Source organism: Streptomyces sp. DSM 41931 (genome assembly GCF_050271085.1).
Classification (GTDB): Bacteria; Actinomycetota; Actinomycetes; order Streptomycetales; family Streptomycetaceae; genus Streptomyces; species Streptomyces albogriseolus.
This window is the reverse complement of the sequence record NZ_CP189902.1, coordinates 4,879,631-4,894,219: the sequence shown is the minus strand read 5'-3', so window position 1 is coordinate 4,894,219 and position 14,589 is coordinate 4,879,631. Positions and strand designations below refer to the sequence as shown.

Annotated in this window: 15 protein-coding genes; 9 read left to right on the top strand and 6 right to left on the bottom strand. The window is 72.8% G+C overall.

Features of this window, described 5'->3' with window-relative positions; translation table 11 throughout:
• Position 1: 1 nt before the first annotated feature.
• From ACP7TJ_RS22880 to ACP7TJ_RS22870, 3 genes are all read left to right on the top strand, one after another.
• On the top strand, positions 2-775 hold the full coding sequence (locus ACP7TJ_RS22880; RefSeq protein WP_266400804.1) for an ABC transporter permease: 774 nt from the start codon (positions 2-4) through the stop codon (positions 773-775).
• A 133-nt stretch (positions 776-908) separates the two neighbouring features.
• A complete protein-coding gene (locus ACP7TJ_RS22875; RefSeq protein WP_167744674.1) occupies positions 909-2,117 on the top strand; it encodes an ABC transporter ATP-binding protein in 1,209 nt (402 codons plus the stop codon).
• Entirely contained in the window at positions 2,114-3,007 is an 894-nt protein-coding gene (locus ACP7TJ_RS22870) for an ABC transporter permease subunit (protein ID WP_093768158.1), read from the top strand. Before ACP7TJ_RS22875 ends, ACP7TJ_RS22870 begins: the two co-directional genes overlap by 4 nt.
• Positions 3,008-3,022: 15 nt before the next feature.
• Here the strand turns inward: ACP7TJ_RS22870 and ACP7TJ_RS22865 are convergent, their stop codons facing one another.
• Positions 3,023-3,355: an ATP/GTP-binding protein gene (locus tag ACP7TJ_RS22865; RefSeq protein WP_093768157.1), complete on the bottom strand. Its 333-nt coding sequence runs from the start codon at positions 3,353-3,355 to the stop codon at positions 3,023-3,025.
• Positions 3,356-3,595: 240 nt separating this feature from the next.
• Between ACP7TJ_RS22865 and ACP7TJ_RS22860 the strand changes: the two genes are divergently transcribed.
• The gene (locus tag ACP7TJ_RS22860; RefSeq protein WP_093768156.1) at positions 3,596-4,624 is read left to right on the top strand and encodes an LLM class flavin-dependent oxidoreductase; all 1,029 of its coding nucleotides are present in this window, start codon (positions 3,596-3,598) and stop codon (positions 4,622-4,624) included.
• An 83-nt stretch (positions 4,625-4,707) separates the two neighbouring features.
• Here the strand turns inward: ACP7TJ_RS22860 and ACP7TJ_RS22855 are convergent, their stop codons facing one another.
• Positions 4,708-5,100, bottom strand: coding sequence for an SCO5389 family protein (locus ACP7TJ_RS22855; protein WP_033275506.1), 393 nt, complete (start codon positions 5,098-5,100; stop codon positions 4,708-4,710).
• A gap of 288 nt (positions 5,101-5,388) precedes the next feature.
• Here ACP7TJ_RS22855 and nucS point away from each other — a divergent pair, with 288 nt between their 5' ends.
• Entirely contained in the window at positions 5,389-6,060 is a 672-nt protein-coding gene (gene nucS, locus ACP7TJ_RS22850; RefSeq protein WP_093768155.1) for an endonuclease NucS, read from the top strand.
• A gap of 73 nt (positions 6,061-6,133) precedes the next feature.
• Here the strand turns inward: nucS and ACP7TJ_RS22845 are convergent, their stop codons facing one another.
• From ACP7TJ_RS22845 to ACP7TJ_RS22835, 3 genes are all read right to left on the bottom strand, one after another.
• Positions 6,134-8,650: an ATP-binding protein gene (locus ACP7TJ_RS22845; RefSeq protein WP_427764986.1), complete on the bottom strand. Its 2,517-nt coding sequence runs from the start codon at positions 8,648-8,650 to the stop codon at positions 6,134-6,136.
• A 260-nt stretch (positions 8,651-8,910) separates the two neighbouring features.
• Positions 8,911-9,234, bottom strand: a complete 324-nt coding sequence (locus ACP7TJ_RS22840) for an STAS domain-containing protein (RefSeq protein WP_093768153.1) — start codon at positions 9,232-9,234, stop codon at positions 8,911-8,913.
• Positions 9,235-9,387: 153 nt separating this feature from the next.
• On the bottom strand, positions 9,388-10,236 hold the full coding sequence (locus tag ACP7TJ_RS22835; RefSeq protein ID WP_093768152.1) for a 3-hydroxyacyl-CoA dehydrogenase family protein: 849 nt from the start codon (positions 10,234-10,236) through the stop codon (positions 9,388-9,390).
• Positions 10,237-10,524: 288 nt separating this feature from the next.
• Here ACP7TJ_RS22835 and ACP7TJ_RS22830 point away from each other — a divergent pair, with 288 nt between their 5' ends.
• Both ACP7TJ_RS22830 and ACP7TJ_RS22825 read left to right on the top strand, forming a co-directional pair.
• The gene (locus tag ACP7TJ_RS22830) at positions 10,525-11,187 is read left to right on the top strand and encodes a maltokinase N-terminal cap-like domain-containing protein (RefSeq protein WP_189911708.1); all 663 of its coding nucleotides are present in this window, start codon (positions 10,525-10,527) and stop codon (positions 11,185-11,187) included.
• A gap of 52 nt (positions 11,188-11,239) precedes the next feature.
• On the top strand, positions 11,240-11,812 hold the full coding sequence (locus ACP7TJ_RS22825) for a cob(I)yrinic acid a,c-diamide adenosyltransferase (RefSeq protein ID WP_093768150.1): 573 nt from the start codon (positions 11,240-11,242) through the stop codon (positions 11,810-11,812).
• A 76-nt stretch (positions 11,813-11,888) separates the two neighbouring features.
• Here ACP7TJ_RS22825 and ACP7TJ_RS22820 read toward each other — a convergent pair whose 3' ends face one another.
• Positions 11,889-12,476: a hypothetical protein gene (locus ACP7TJ_RS22820; RefSeq protein WP_093768149.1), complete on the bottom strand. Its 588-nt coding sequence runs from the start codon at positions 12,474-12,476 to the stop codon at positions 11,889-11,891.
• A gap of 153 nt (positions 12,477-12,629) precedes the next feature.
• Between ACP7TJ_RS22820 and ACP7TJ_RS22815 the strand changes: the two genes are divergently transcribed.
• Both ACP7TJ_RS22815 and ACP7TJ_RS22810 read left to right on the top strand, forming a co-directional pair.
• A complete protein-coding gene (locus tag ACP7TJ_RS22815) occupies positions 12,630-13,820 on the top strand; it encodes a sensor histidine kinase (protein ID WP_401627038.1) in 1,191 nt (396 codons plus the stop codon).
• Complete coding sequence (locus ACP7TJ_RS22810) at positions 13,820-14,461, top strand: response regulator (RefSeq protein ID WP_189911705.1); 642 nt, start codon at positions 13,820-13,822, stop codon at positions 14,459-14,461. The genes ACP7TJ_RS22815 and ACP7TJ_RS22810 overlap by 1 nt, the downstream gene beginning before the upstream one ends.
• The last annotated feature ends 128 nt before the right edge of the window (positions 14,462-14,589 follow it).

Sequence of the window (14,589 nt, the reverse complement as noted above, 5' to 3'; positions counted from 1 at the left end):
CATGGCGACGGCACAGGTCGTACGGGCGGAGTGGACCAAGATCCGGTCGGTGGCGTCGACCGTGTGGACGCTATCCACCGCGGTGATCGTCACCATCGCCCTCGGCATGCTGATCTCGGCGCTGTCGAAGAACGAGTTCGACAACCTCAGCGAGCGGGAGAGACTCTCCTTCGACCCGACGTTCATCAGCTTCGCCGGGACCAGCCTGGGCCAGCTCGCGATGATCGTGTTCGGGGTGCTGGTGGTGTCGAACGAGTACAGCACCGGAATGATCCGCGCCTCGCTGGCGGCCGTGCCCAGGCGCGGCGTCTTCCTGTTCAGCAAGCTCGCCGTGGCCACCGCGCTGGCGTTCGTGGTCGGCATGGCGACCAGCTTCGCCACCTTCTTCCTGGGCCAGCTGATGCTCGGCGACCTCAGGGCGTCCATCGGCGACGACGGGGTGCTGCGCGCGGTCTTCGGCGGCGGGCTCTACATGACGCTGATCGCGCTGTTCTCGATGGGGGTGGCCGCGATGCTGCGCTCCCCCCTGCTGTCGCTGGGCATCCTGATGCCGTTCTTCTTCCTGATCTCCAACATCCTCGGCAACGTCAGCGCGACCGAGAAGGTCGGACAGTTCCTGCCCGACCAGGCGGGCAGCAGGATCATGCAGGTGGTCACCCCGGTGGACGACGACACCCCGTACGGGCCCTGGGGCGGTCTGGGCATCATGGCGCTGTGGGTGATCGCGGCGGTCGTCGGCGGCTACGTGCTGCTGAAGCGGCGTGACGCGCAGTGAACGACCGTTCGGGACCGCTTCCGGTCCGTCCGTGATGCGCCCTTGAGCGGAACCGTCAGCGCCCCGATAAGCTCCTAACCCTTACGGGGGGCGTATGCCCCGCTGTCCCTGAACCTTTCGATGGGTGCGGAGCATGATCGAGGCAGTCGGCCTGACCAAGCGGTACGGCGACAAGACCGCTGTGTACAACCTTTCCTTCCAGGTGCGTCCCGGCGCCGTCACCGGCTTCCTGGGCCCCAACGGCTCGGGCAAGTCGACGACGATGCGGATGATCCTCGGTCTGGACAACCCCACCGCGGGCCATGTGACAATCTGCGGCCACCCGTACGACAAGCTGCCCAACGCCCCCCGCCAGGTCGGCGCGCTGCTGGACGCCAAGGCGGTGCACGGCGGCCGGACCGCCCGCAACCACCTGCTCAGCCTGGCCCAGCTGTCGGGCATCCCGGCCCGCCGGGTGGACGAGGTGCTGGGCGTGGTGGGTCTGCACGAGGTGGCGGGCCGGCGCTCCAAGGGCTTCTCCCTCGGCATGGGGCAGCGCCTGGGCATCGCCGCCGCGCTGCTGGGCGACCCTCAGGTGCTGCTGTTCGACGAGCCGGTCAACGGCCTCGACCCCGAGGGCATCCTCTGGGTGCGCAACCTGATGAAGTCGCTGGCCGCCGAGGGCCGTACGGTGTTCGTCTCCTCCCACCTGATGAGCGAGATGGCGCTCACCGCCGACCATCTCATCGTGATCGGCCGCGGCCAGCTCATGGCGGACATGAGCGTGCGGGACTTCATCTCCGCCAACTCCGCCGACTTCGCCCGGGTGCGCACGCCCGACGCCGAGCCGCAGCAGCGCGAGAAGCTGTCGGCGGCGATCACCGAGGCCGGCGGTCATGTGCTGCCCGAGCAGGACGGCGCGCTGCGGGTGACGGGACTGCCGCTGCCCCGCATCAGCGACATCGCCCACGACCACGACGTACGGCTGTGGGAGCTGTCGCCGCACCAGGCGTCCCTGGAGGAGGCGTACATGCGGATGACGCAGGGCGCCGTCGACTACCGCTCGACCGTCGACCAGAAGGAAGGCCTCCAGCAGCCGCTGCCGCCGGGCGCGCAGCCGCCGATGCCGGTGCCGGGCCAGGGCCAGCCCGGCTGGTACGCCCCGCCGCCGCCCCAGCAGAGCGGGCAGCCCTTCGCCCCGCCGCAGGCCGCGCCCGCGGGCCCCTACGGCGCTCCCGCGGTTCCCGCGGCCGCTCCGGCCGCCCCGGCGGCGAACCCGTACGCGCAGCCTCCGCAGCCGCCGCAGAGCGCTCCCCAGTCCGCCCCCTCCGCCGAGCCGACCAAGTCCGAGGACGCCCGATGAGCACGCCCCAGCCCCCGATGCCGCACAGCGCCGCACCCGAGTGGCCGGCCGCACCCGGTGCCGCGCCCTCCGCCCCCGGCCCGGCGTACCCCACCTACACCTCGCCCATCCCGGTGGTGCGCACCCATCTCGGGCACGCGCTCGCCTCCGAGTGGACGAAGATCAAGTCCGTGCGCTCCACCCTGTGGACGCTGGGCGTGTTCTTCGCGCTCGTGGTCGGCATCGGACTGCTCACCGGCCTGGTGGTCGCCGGCTCCGACCCCGACCTGGGCGGCGAGAGCCCGCTGTCGCTGGGCTTCTTCGGACTGCTGCTGGGCTCGATGTGCCTCATCACGCTCGGCGTGCTGACCACCGCCTCCGAGTACGGCACCGGCATGATCCGCACGACGATGGTCGCCTGCCCCAGCCGCGGCCGGGTGCTCGCGGCGAAGGCCCTGGTGTTCTTCCTGGTCGCCTTCGTGGTGACCCTGGTGTGCGCGTCGGTCGTCGGCCTGCTGCACGTGTCGCTGCTCGAGGAGCACAACGCCGCGGACCCGAACGCCGGGGAATGGCTGAAGGGCACGGTCGGCGTCTCGCTCTACCTGGCGCTGCTCGGCACCCTGTCGCTGGCGGTCGGGTCGATCGTGCGGCACTCGGCGGGCGCCATCACGATCATGATCGCGGCGGTGCTGGCCCCGCTGGTGATCGCGCTGTTCATGTTCTCCCCCTCGCTGGAGGACGTGCAGCAGGCGCTGTTCGAGTACTCCATCCCGAACCAGATGAGCATCTTCTACGCCAACTCCCTGTCGGAGTCGGGACCGTCGGGCTGGGACCCGCTGTGGATCATGCTGATCGTCACGGGGGCCGCGCTCGCCGGGGCGTTCACCCTGCTGCGGAAGCGGGACGTCTAGAGACCCGGGGGCCGGTCAGAACCTCGGCGCGTTACGGGACCGCTGCACCCGCGTGGTGCGGCGGTCCTTCGCGTTCCAGCAGGCCTTGTGCCAGTGCCGGCGCTCGTCGACGCCGGAGTGCCCGGGCCAGGCCACCACGTGCGGCACCCCGTCCGGGATCAACTGGTCGCAGCCCGGGCACCGGTAGGACTTGCCGCGTGCGCTGCTGCCCGCCACGTGCCGCACGCTCCAGTCCTCGCCCCGCCAGGACTCCGTGGACTCCCAGCCGCCGTACCTCCCGGAGCGGTCGTCCTCGGCGCTCCGGCCGGACGAACCGGCTCCCTTGGGTCGGTTGCGACGCGGGGACACAGGACACCTCACGGGGCTCTACAGGTTGCACGGACCGCGTCCAGCCTAGCCGCCGCGGGCCGGGGTACGCGTACGCCGCCAATCGTCACAAGTCACTCCGTGGCGCGCGGCGGCCCATGTGAGCGGCTCATTCTGCAGACAATCCGCAAAACCGCTCACCCGGCCGTGTCCTCGGCACGTGTCGGGGGGTTATGCCCTGCGGGGGAGCTCCGCGTCGGAGCCAAGGAAGCAGGAAAAGCAATGCGCGTTGGAAGTTTCGTGTTGGCCGCCCGGTTCCCCGGGCAGGGCGAGGGTGAGGCGCTGCACCGCGCGGTCCGCTCCGCCGAGGTGGCCGAGGAGTCGGGGCTCGACACGGTCTGGCTGGCCGAGCACCACTTCGTGCCCTACGGCACCTGTCCGTCCGCCGTCACCCTGGCGGCGCTGCTGCTCGGCCGCACCCGGCGGCTGCGGGTGGGCACGGCGGTCAGTGTGCTGCCCACCGCCCACCCGGTCGCGCTCGGCGAACAGGCCGCGCTGCTGCACGTCGCCAGCGGCGGACGGTTCTCGCTGGGCCTCGGCCGGGGCGGCCCGTGGGTGGACCTGGAGGTCTTCGGGGCCGGCCTGGAGGCGTACGAGAAGGGGTTCCCCGAGGCGCTCGACCTGCTGCTGCGCTGGCTGCGCGAGCCGTCCGTGGGCGCCGACGGCGAGCGGTACCGGTTCCGCGAGGTGCCCGTCGTCCCCCGCCCCTCCGAGGCGCTCACCGAGGCCGAGGGCCCGGAGGTCGTGGTGGCCTGCACCTCCCCCGCGAGCGTACGGCTGGCCGCCGAGCGCGGGCTGCCGATGCTGCTCGGCATGCACGTCGGCGACGAGGAGAAGGCCGAGATGGTCGCCCTGTGGCGGCGTCACGCGCGCGCCTGCGGCCGGACGTCCGCCGAGGTCGAGGGCGCGGCCCATGTCTCGGCCGGGGTCTGCCAGATCGCGGACCGGCGCGCGGACGCGGCCGAGACCCTGCTGAAGGCGATGCCCGGCTGGCTGAAACAGGGGCTGGAGGCGCATATGACGGTGGACGGCCGCGAGCGGCGGATGCGCGACCCGCTGGCCTACACCGAGCTGCTGTGCGGGCTGCACCCGGTGGGCACCCCGCGGCTGTGCGCCGACCGGCTCGCCGCGACCAGCGAGCGGACCGGCATCTCCCGCTTCGCGCTGCTCGTCGAGGGCTCCGGTGACCTGGCGGCGACGGAGGAGAACGTACGGCGGCTCGGCGCCGAGGTACTCCCCCAACTCACCTGACGGGTCCGGACGTTCCAGCGATGCTTGCCGCCCCGGTACAACCGCACCTCCCGCGTACGGAGCGGCAAGCTGTCGATGGAGCGTCAGCAGTCGCGCAGTTCCGGCGACTGGTTGAGCAGTTGGCTGCGCACCGAGGTGAAGCGGGCGAGCGTCTCGTCGACCGAGGAGTCAAGCGGGAACACGGCCACCCGGTGGCAGTTCTGGAAGGCCAGCCGAACACCGAAGTGCCGTTGCAGCGCGCCGCGTATCGCGTCACTCGCGAGCGCACGCAGCAGCTGACCGCGTGCCTGCTCGTCCGGCGGGGGCGTCTGGTTGTCGGCGAAGGTACCGCCGTCCACCTTCAGCTGGGCCACCAGGGAGCTGATCATCTCCCACGCGTAGGGCAGGGAGGTCCGGACGCAGTCGACGAAGGCAGCTTCGTCGACCTCGCCTCGCTCGGCCTGTTCGAGTAGGGCCGGTGAGACGTCGAGCGACATGGGTTCTCCTCTCGCACCCCCAGCACTCGGGGGTTGCCTGACAGATAAGGGAGTGCGCGACATCGGGCACGCTGCGTACACAGTTCGCGACCTCCCGTTCAATACCGTAAGCAACGGACGGTGACCGCACCAGGAGAACGGGCGGATGCGGAACTTCCTGTGGGCCGGTAATCGGCCATCGCGGAACACGCGTTTTCCAGGAGATACAGGACGCGCCCCATGGGCTTCGAGGGGCGCCTGTGAGGGCGGATCGCGTCCACCCCGGCCGGTCGAGTAGCGTTGCCGACCATGCGTCTCGTCATTGCCCGCTGCTCCGTGGACTACGCCGGGCGGCTCACCGCGCACCTGCCGTCCGCACCTCGTCTGATCCTGGTCAAGGCGGACGGCAGCGTCTCGATCCATGCCGACGACCGGGCCTACAAGCCCCTCAACTGGATGTCGCCGCCGTGCACCCTGAAGGAGGGCGCCGGCGAGGAGGAGGGCGTCTGGACCGTCGTCAACAAGGCGGGCGAGAAGCTCATCATCACGATGGAGGAGATCCTCCACGACTCGTCGCACGAACTCGGCGTCGATCCCGGCCTGATCAAGGACGGCGTGGAAGCACACCTTCAGGAACTGCTCGCCGACCGCATCGAGACCCTCGGCGAGGGCTACACCCTGATCCGCCGCGAGTACATGACGGCGATCGGGCCGGTCGACATCCTGTGCCGGGACGCCGACGGGCAGACCGTCGCCGTGGAGATCAAGCGGCGCGGCGAGATCGACGGCGTGGAGCAGCTCACCCGCTACCTGGAACTGCTCAACCGCGACCCGCACCTCGCGCCGGTGCGCGGCATCTTCGCCGCGCAGGAGATCAAGCCGCAGGCCCGGGTGCTCGCCACCGACCGGGGCATCGGCTGCCAGATCCTCGACTACGACGCCCTGCGCGGCATCGAGGACGACAAGCTGCGCCTGTTCTGAGCGGCGCGCCACGACGGCACGGCCAGGGGCCCGGGTTCCGTACGGAACCCGGGCCCCTGGCGCGTCCGGCGGGTCAGATCAGCGTTTCGGAGTCCTCGGGCGAGGCCTGATCCGTGCTCTGCGTGGCGCTCGCGGAGGTCTCCACGGGGGCGGAGGAGACGGGACCGCTGGCGGAGTTGCTGGTGGTCGGTTCGCTTGAGGTGGTGGGTGAGCCCGTCGGCTCCTCGGTGTCGGGGGACGACGGCGAACCGGTGGGCTCCTCGGTCTCCGACTCCGTCGGGTCGGGCGAGTTCGACGTGGGCGGCTTCTGCGACTTGGTCGGCCTGGTGCCCGGCGAGGTGGACGTCGTCGGCTCCCCCGGATCCTTCGGGCCGGTCTCCTCGTCCGTCGGCTCGTCGGACTCGGCGGCCGTGGGCGTCGGGTCGTCCGCGGTGCCGGGGGTGCCGTCAGGACCGGGGTCGGAGGGGCGGCTGGTGGCCTTCCCGGTGTCGCCCTTGTCGCCGGCCGCCGGGTCCGCGTCGAGGCTGTCGTCCTCCAGGCCCTGGCTGGCGGACGGGTTGACGCCGATGTTCTCCGCGGGCGTCGCCGGGTCGTTCCCGGACGTGGCGCCGAGGGTGACGACGGTGCCGAGGACGGCGACCAGCAGCGCGCCCGCGCCCGCCGCGACCAGGTTCCGCCGGGCAAGCCCCTTGAGGCCGCCGGCGACGCCTTCCTTGGTCTGCCGCGGGGCCGTCGCCGGGACGGCGTAGGAGACGACCGGACCGGTGTCCGCGGGAGGCTGGAGGTCGGGGAAGGCCATCGGCACCCCGCGGGGCGGGGACGCCGACTCCTCGACGTGCGCCTCGGGCACCTCGTCCGCCGCGGTCGGCGCGATGGCGAGCGGGACGCCGGAGCGGTCGGCGACGAGGGCCAGCGCCCTGCGGCCCGCGACCGTGCCGCGCTTGTCGGCGAGGGCGCCGCGCAGGCCGATGGACGCCTCCAGCTCGGCGCGCGCCCGGTCGAGCTGTCCGGCACACAGCGCGTGGATGCCCAACTCGTGGTGGAAGTAGGCCTGTTCGCCCACGTCCCCGGCGATACGGGCGGCCTCCGCGCCGGCCCGCAGCGCCCGCTCCCAGGCGCTCCAGTGGAGCCCCGAGGCGAAGGCGGGCGCGGCGGTGCGGGCGAGCCGCACGGCGGTGCCGGGCTCGTCGTCGGTGTCCGGGGCGAGCGGCGACAGGGCGGTGAGCGCGGCGAGGACCGCGTCGGACTCGGCGCAGACGCGTTCCGGGGTCACCGAGGGGTGTCCGGTCCACCAGGCGTAGTGCTGCGCGGCCTCGCGGATCCGGGTGTCGGCGTCGTCGGCGTACCCGGCGGCCTCCAGCTGGGCGGGGACGCCCGCGGCGAGCCGGTGGCGGGCGCCGACCGGGGAGACCAGTCCGCAGGAGACCAGTTCGCCGAGGGCGGCGTCGGCGTGGGTGTCGCCCACCAGGGCGGGCAGGTGCGCCTGGTGCGGCACCTCGCCGCCGAGCGCGACGGCGAACCGCAGGGTGGCGCGGGCGGAGGCGCTGAGCCGGGAGGCGAGCAGCGGGGCGGGCGCGGCGGCCTCACCGAGGGAGGGCAGCGGGACCTCGTCGCCCTCGGCGGGGTCGTAGGGCACCTCGTCGGGCCGTACGTCCTCGAAGACGCCGAACTCGTCGACGGCGCCGGCGCCGGCCCGCAGCCGGTCGCGCTGCCGCAGCAGGGCGCCCGCCTGGACGAAGCGCAGCGGCAGGCCCTCGGACTCGAACCACAGGTCGCCCGCCCAGGTGGCCTCCTCGTCGGTGAGGCCGCGGCCGACGGCGTGCCCGAGCAGGTCGAGGCCGGCCGCGCGGTCGAGCCCGGCCAGCTCGACGTCCTCGACGCGGGCGTCGGCGGAGGGGGCGGCCACGTCCGGGGTGGCGGCGAACAGGAAGGCGCACTCGGGGGTGGCGTCCAGCAGCTCGTCCAGGGCGGCGCCGCCGAACTCCAGGTCGTCCAGGACGACGACGGCGCCGATCTCGCGGACGCTCTCGATCAGTTCGTCCCGGTCGGGGCTGTGCAGGGGCGCGTCGAACACCGCGTGGAAGAGGTCGTGGAGGAGGTCGTCGGCGGTGCGGCGGTGGCCGTTCAGGCGGACCACGCCGTCGGGCGCGAGGTCGGCGCAGTCCTCGGCGACGGTGTCGAGCAGCCGGGTGCGGCCGGAGCCGCCGGGGCCGACGAGACGCACGGAGCGGCCGCGGGCGAGCAGCCGCACCAGGGTCTCCCGCTCGTCCTGACGGGCCAGCAGGGGCAGCGCGGGCTGCGCGGGACCCGGGGGGACGGGCGGGGCGGCGGCGCGTTCCACCTCGGCGCGCTCGGCATCGGTGAGCTTCGCGGGGCGGTCGGGCCGCTCGGCGGGCGGGCAGGGCTCGATCTCGCTGCCGTCCACGGGGTTGACGGTCAGCAGGAAGTCGCCGGAGACGAGCTGCACCGTGCGGGCGGGCACGGGCGTGTGCTGTCCGAAGTCGGAGGTGAGGGATTCCCTCGGAGGGCGCTGGCGCGGCGCGTCGCCGCCGTGGCCGTACTCCTCGGGTCCCGTGCGGTTCGGGTCCATAGGTCCTAGCCCCCAAAAGCGTCGTGGCTGAAGCCCTCCCCGGCCTCGCTGCACACCGCGCTGTCGCTTCTGGTCCGGGCCCGCTCGAGGGTTGCAAGGCAGCGGGCAGCCGAACCCTAAACCTTCGGGCAGTATCCACGACAGTCCGGGGTGCCGGGGCGTCCGACTGGTCACGGTCTCGTGAGGATTGTGCGCGCGGGCCGGGGTCCGCGGGCGTGGGCCCGGCTTCTCCCGCTCGTCCGTCGTGCACCCGTACGCCCCTACACGCGGGGCAGCGTGTCCACCCCGATGCCCCCCTCGATCGCCAGGATGCGGTGCAGCCGGGTGGCCACCAACAGACGCTGCAGCTGCGGCGGCACGTCGCGCAGCACCAGGCGCCGGCCGCAGCGGCCGGCCCGTCGGTGGACCCCCATGATCACCCCGAGTCCGGTGGCGTCCCAGGAGTTCAGTTCGGACAGGTCCAGCACCAGGTCGCCGACTCCGTCGTCGACGGCCGAGTGCAGGACCGTACGGGCGTCCGCCGCGCTGCGGACGTCGAGGCGGCCCCCGACGACCAGCTCGGCGTGGTCGCCCCTGATGTGCATATGCGCTCCCCGTGATGCGTGGTGTGCTCCGCGGTGTCCTGACGGCCGGTGTTGCAACCACTGACTGCGTGACGGCCGCGGAGGTTGCCGGCTGTGAGCGAACCGATACCGAATTCACCCCGGCGTGTGATGCACGCCGGGGTGTGCGCGGTCTCAGTGCTCGTAGAAGCCCTGCCCGCTCTTGCGCCCGATGTCACCGGCGTCAACCATCCGGCGCATCAGCTCGGGAGCCGCGAACTTCTCGTCCTGGGACTCGGTGTAGATGTTGCTGGTGGCGTGCAGCAGGATGTCCACGCCGGTGAGGTCGGCGGTGGCCAGCGGGCCCATGGCGTGACCGAAGCCCAGCTTGCAGGCGAGGTCGATGTCCTCGGCGCTGGCCACGCCCGACTCGTACAGCTTGGCGGCCTCGACGACGAGGGCGCAGATGAGGCGGGTGGTGACGAAGCCGGCCACGTCGCGGTTGACGACGATGCAGGTCTTGCCGACCGACTCGGCGAACTCCCGCGCCCTGGCGAGGGTTTCGTCGCTGGTCTTGTAGCCGCGGACCAGCTCGCAGAGCTGCATCATCGGCACCGGCGAGAAGAAGTGCGTGCCGACGACCCGCTCCGGGCGCTCCGTCACGGCCGCGATCTTGGTGATCGGGATGGCGGAGGTGTTGGAGGCGAGGACGGCGTCCTCGCGTACGAGCTTGTCGAGCGTGCGGAAGATCTCGTGCTTGACCTCGAGCTTCTCGAACACGGCCTCGACCACGACGTCCGCGTCCGCGCAGGCGTCGAGATCGGTGGTCGTGGTGATCCGGCCGAGGGCGGCCTCGGCGTCCTTCGCCTCGAGCTTCCCCTTGGCGACGAACTTGTCGTACGACGCCTTGATCCCGTCCGTGCCCCGCGTCAGCGCCTCGTCGGTGACGTCGCGCAGGACGACGTCCCAGCCCGCCTGAGCGGAGACCTGGGCGATGCCGGACCCCATGAGTCCGGCCCCGATGACGGCGAGCTTGCGTGCCACTGTGCGACTCCCCTGATACGCGCTGTCCATGTTCTCCAGGAGCGGACATTAGCGGTCGTGAGGGGCCCTGTGACCGGTAAGTAACGCGCGTCACGTCTCACATGACGGACATCACACCGGCGGCAGACGCGCCGGGAGCCGACGGTGCGTCAGGTCACAGGCGTCCGCCGTCCCGAGGGCCGGTACGGCCGGGCGGACAGCGGGCCTCGCGGAAAGCCGTCGCGCCGGGACGCCGCCGGTGCGAGGGTGGGGGCCGGTGTGTCCGCCCGTCGAAGGAGAGCCCCCGGCATGTCCGTCATCCACCGCACCACCCTCGAGCCGACCAAGCTGGAGCTGCTGGCCGGCTGGCTGCCCACCCGGCCCTGGTACCACGGCGGTCCCCGGCCGCGGCTGGGCAAGGCGGGCGGCTTCCGGCTCGACGACCCCAAGGGCGAGGTCGGCATCGAGTTCATGGTGGTCCGGGACGACTCCGGCGACGGCCCGGTCTGCTACCTGGTGCCGCTCACCTACCGCGCCGCACCGCTCGACGGAGCGGACGCGGCCCTCGTCGGCACCGCCGAGCACGGGGTGCTGGGCCGCCGCTGGGTCTACGACGCCTGTCACGACCCGGTGGCCGTCGCCGAGTTGGCGGCGCTGGTCGAGGGCCGGGCTCAGCCGCAGGCGCAGAGCGTGAGCGACACCCCCGACCACGAGGTGAGCCGCGCCCTGGCGGGCGAGGGCCCGGTGCCGGCGGAGTTCCCGGCGGTCGAGGACGGCGAGGAGCACACCGAGCTGACCGCGCCGGACGGCACGGTGCTGCGCGTGCTGCGCACCCTGCACCCCGCCCCGGACGGCGCCCCGCAGGCCGAGCCGGGCGCCGCGGGCCATGTCGCCGGGGCGTGGGACGCACCGGACGGCGCCCGGGTGCAGGGCCTGATGGTGCTGCTGCTCACGCCGCCGCCCGCACCGTGACGGTGCGCACACGGGTGCCCTGAAGTCGCCGGCGCGTCACTAGGCTGGCCTCATGGTCAACCTGACACGCATCTACACGCGGACCGGCGACAAGGGCACCACCCACCTCGGGGACATGAGCCGGGTCGCCAAGACCGATCTGCGGATCTCCGCCTACGCGGACGCCAACGAGGCGAACGCGGTGATCGGCACGGCCCTCGCCCTGGGCGGCCTCCCGGACGAGGTGGTCGCGGTCCTCACCCGCGTGCAGAACGACCTGTTCGACGTGGGCGCCGACCTGTCGACGCCGGTGGTGGAGGACCCGAAGTACCCGCCGCTGCGGGTCGAGCAGTTCTACGTCGACCGGCTGGAGGCGGACTGCGACCGCTTCAACGAGCAGCTGGAGAAGCTGCGCTCCTTCATCCTGCCGGGCGGCACGCCCGGCGCGGCCCTGCTGCACCAGGCGTGCACGGTGGTGCGCCGGGCGGAGCGCTCCACGTGGGCGGCCCTGGAGGCGCACGGCGAGACGATGAACCCGCTCACCGCGACCTACCTGAACCGCCTGTCGGACCTGCTGTTCATCCTGGCCCGCATCGCCAACAAGGAGACGGGCGACGTCCTGTGGGTGCCGGGCGGCGAGCGCTGAGACCGCTCGTCCGCGGACGTCCCGGCGGGGCCGCCCGGCCCCGCCGGTCGGCCCCGCATGGTCCGTGGCGCCCTGCTCAGCGGACCGCCTTCTCCCGGCCCGTCCCCGCGTCCTGCGCGGTCTCCGCGTGCCCCGGGGGCGTCTTCTTGGGCCACAGCCAGTAGGTGAGCGCGATCAGGCCGTGGATGCCGGCCGCCCGCCAGGCGGTGGACCGCCAGGACTCCAGGGAGGTGACCCGGCCGGGGTCGCCGACGTACCAGATGGCGAGCTGGAGCAGCGCGGTCGCCACGACGGCGGCGGTCAGCGTGCCCAGCCAGACCTTGGTCTCGTGCCGGGCGCGGGCCAGGCCGTAGCGCGGCGGCCGCACCAGGGGGCGGCCGTCGAGGCGGTGCGCCGCGTGCCCGTCGAGCCACTTCACGGTGCGGTGGCCGTGGCCCACCGTGTAGCCGATGTAGAGCGCGGCGAGCCCGTGGGTCCAGTCCGGCTCCGCGCCGTTCTTCAGGTCCCACGCGGTGACGACGAGCAGCACGACCTCCAGCACCGGCTCGCACAGCAGCAGCGCCAGGCCGGTGCGCGGCATCCGCAGCAGGTAGCGGAAGCCCAGGCCGGCCGCCAGCAGCACCCAGAACCCGATCTCGCAGGCGATGATCAAGGCGACGATCACGGTTCTCTCCTCTCGGTCTCCCTTCCAGGCTCCCGTGCGTGCCGGTCCGGCGCGTCGTCGCGGCCGACGAATCCGCAGTACATCGAAAGATGCAGTCCAGGACCGCCCCCGGGGATCAGGCGCAGGCCGCTCGCACCGTGTTGGATGGGATCCATGGCCGTACGACCCCTCCGCCCGCCCCGCTTCGACGTGGCCGTCGCCCTCGCCGGACTGCTCGGCGGTCTGCTGCTGTGGGGGTTCGGGCTGGGCGTGCGGCCGGGCGACGACCCGATGGTGCTCTTCGGCGGACGGTGGGCGCTGCTGGTGCCGCTCGGCGTGACGGCCTGCTGCGAGCTGCTGCGCCGCACCGCCCCGCGCACCGCCCTGCTGACCGGCACGCTGGCCCTGGCCGCGGACACGACGACACAGGGCAGCATCGCCACGATCGTGATGTTCACCGACCTGATGTACGCCGCCGTGGTCTACGGCTCCCCCGCGACCGCCCGCCGTCTGCCGTGGATCACCGGGGTGCTCACGCTGGCCGGGATGCTGGTGCCGTACGCCGTGTGGCGGGTGCCCGAGGCGCTGCTGATCGGTCTGGTGGTCGGCGCGCTGGCCTTCGCGCCCGCGTCGACCGGTCTGATCGTGCGCAACCACCGGGACGCCGCCGACGCCGCCCGTCTCCAGGCCGAACAGACCGCGCTGCTGGCGGAGATGGACCGGGTCCAGGCGGTCACCGCGGAACGCTCCCGCATGGCACGGGAGTTGCACGACCTGGTCGCCAACCACCTGTCGGCGATCGCCATCCACTCCACCGCCGCGCTCTCCCTGGACGACCCGGGGACCTCGAAGGACGCGCTCACGGTGATCCGGGAGAACAGCGTCCAAGGTCTGTCCGAAATGCGACGGCTCATCGGCATCCTGCGCGACGGCGCCGACGACCGGGAGCCGTCCGCGACCCCCACGCTCGACGGCCTGGGCGCCCTGGTGGCGGGCGCCCGCGCCAACGGCCTCGACGTCACCCTGGACGCCGGGCACGGCGCCGTGCCCGCGCCGGTGGAGCTGGCCGCGTACAGGATCGTGCAGGAGTCGCTGACCAACGCGCTGAAGCACGCCGCCGCGGGACGGGTGACCGTGTGCCTGCGCCGCTCGCCCGACGCCCTGGAGATCCGGGTGACCAGCCCCTACGGCGACCGCGACGGGCCGCGCGCGCCGGGCTCGGGGGCCGGTCTGGTCGGGATGCGGGAGCGTGCGGCCCTGCTGGACGGTTCCTTCGCGGCGGGCCCGGAGGACGGCCCCGAGGGCAAGCGGTGGGTGGTGCGTGCCGCCCTTCCGGTCACCGACGTCGAACAAGGAGAAGCCTGATGATCCGGGTCCTGGTCGCCGAGGACCAGTCCGCCGTCCGCGCGGGACTGGTGCTGATCCTGCGCAGCGCGCCGGACGTCGAGGTGGTGGGCGAGGCCGCGGACGGCGAGCAGGCGGTGGCGCTCGCCCGGGAGCTGCGCCCGGACGTGGTGCTGATGGATGTGCAGATGCCCCGCCTGGACGGGGTGTCGGCGACCCGGAAGGTGGTCGGGGAGGGCCTGGCGGACGTGCTGGTGCTGACCACCTTCGACCTGGACGAGTACGTCTTCGGGGCGCTGCGCGCCGGTGCGGCCGGGTTCCTGCTGAAGAACACCGAGGCGAGGGATCTGATCGCGGCGGTGCGCACGGTCGCGGGCGGCGAGGGGATCGTCGCCCCGGCGGTGACGCGGCGGCTGATCGCGGAGTTCGCCGCGAAGCCCGCCCGGCCGGCGACGGCGGACCCGTCGGTCCTGGACGCGCTCACCCGGCGGGAGCGGGAGGTGCTGTCGTGCCTCGGGGAGGGACTGTCCAACGCCGCCATCGGGGAGCGCCTGGACATGGCCGAGGCGACGGTGAAGACGCACGTCAGCCGGCTGCTGGGAAAGCTGGAGCTGCGCAGCCGGGTGCAAGCGGCGGTGCTGGCGCAGGAATTGGGCATCTGAGGGCGGCCTGAAGGTTTAGAAGGGAAAGAGCCGCGCACAGTGGTCCAGACCTATTGACCCGTGGTCCAGACCTTTCTATTCTCGCGGCACCGTGGGCACGAAGGCTCAGTCGTGCCCCCATCCCCCAG

Coding starts and splice junctions, on each gene's coding strand:
- ACP7TJ_RS22880 (WP_266400804.1), top strand. CDS start 2: ATGGCGACGGCACAGGTCGTACGGGCGGAGTGGACCAAGATCCGGTCG.
- ACP7TJ_RS22875 (WP_167744674.1), top strand. CDS start 909: ATGATCGAGGCAGTCGGCCTGACCAAGCGGTACGGCGACAAGACCGCT.
- ACP7TJ_RS22870 (WP_093768158.1), top strand. CDS start 2,114: ATGAGCACGCCCCAGCCCCCGATGCCGCACAGCGCCGCACCCGAGTGG.
- ACP7TJ_RS22860 (WP_093768156.1), top strand. CDS start 3,596: ATGCGCGTTGGAAGTTTCGTGTTGGCCGCCCGGTTCCCCGGGCAGGGC.
- ACP7TJ_RS22855 (WP_033275506.1), bottom strand. CDS start 5,100: ATGTCGCTCGACGTCTCACCGGCCCTACTCGAACAGGCCGAGCGAGGC.
- nucS (WP_093768155.1), top strand. CDS start 5,389: ATGCGTCTCGTCATTGCCCGCTGCTCCGTGGACTACGCCGGGCGGCTC.
- ACP7TJ_RS22845 (WP_427764986.1), bottom strand. CDS start 8,650: ATGGACCCGAACCGCACGGGACCCGAGGAGTACGGCCACGGCGGCGAC.
- ACP7TJ_RS22840 (WP_093768153.1), bottom strand. CDS start 9,234: ATGCACATCAGGGGCGACCACGCCGAGCTGGTCGTCGGGGGCCGCCTC.
- ACP7TJ_RS22830 (WP_189911708.1), top strand. CDS start 10,525: ATGTCCGTCATCCACCGCACCACCCTCGAGCCGACCAAGCTGGAGCTG.
- ACP7TJ_RS22825 (WP_093768150.1), top strand. CDS start 11,240: ATGGTCAACCTGACACGCATCTACACGCGGACCGGCGACAAGGGCACC.
- ACP7TJ_RS22815 (WP_401627038.1), top strand. CDS start 12,630: ATGGCCGTACGACCCCTCCGCCCGCCCCGCTTCGACGTGGCCGTCGCC.
- ACP7TJ_RS22810 (WP_189911705.1), top strand. CDS start 13,820: ATGATCCGGGTCCTGGTCGCCGAGGACCAGTCCGCCGTCCGCGCGGGA.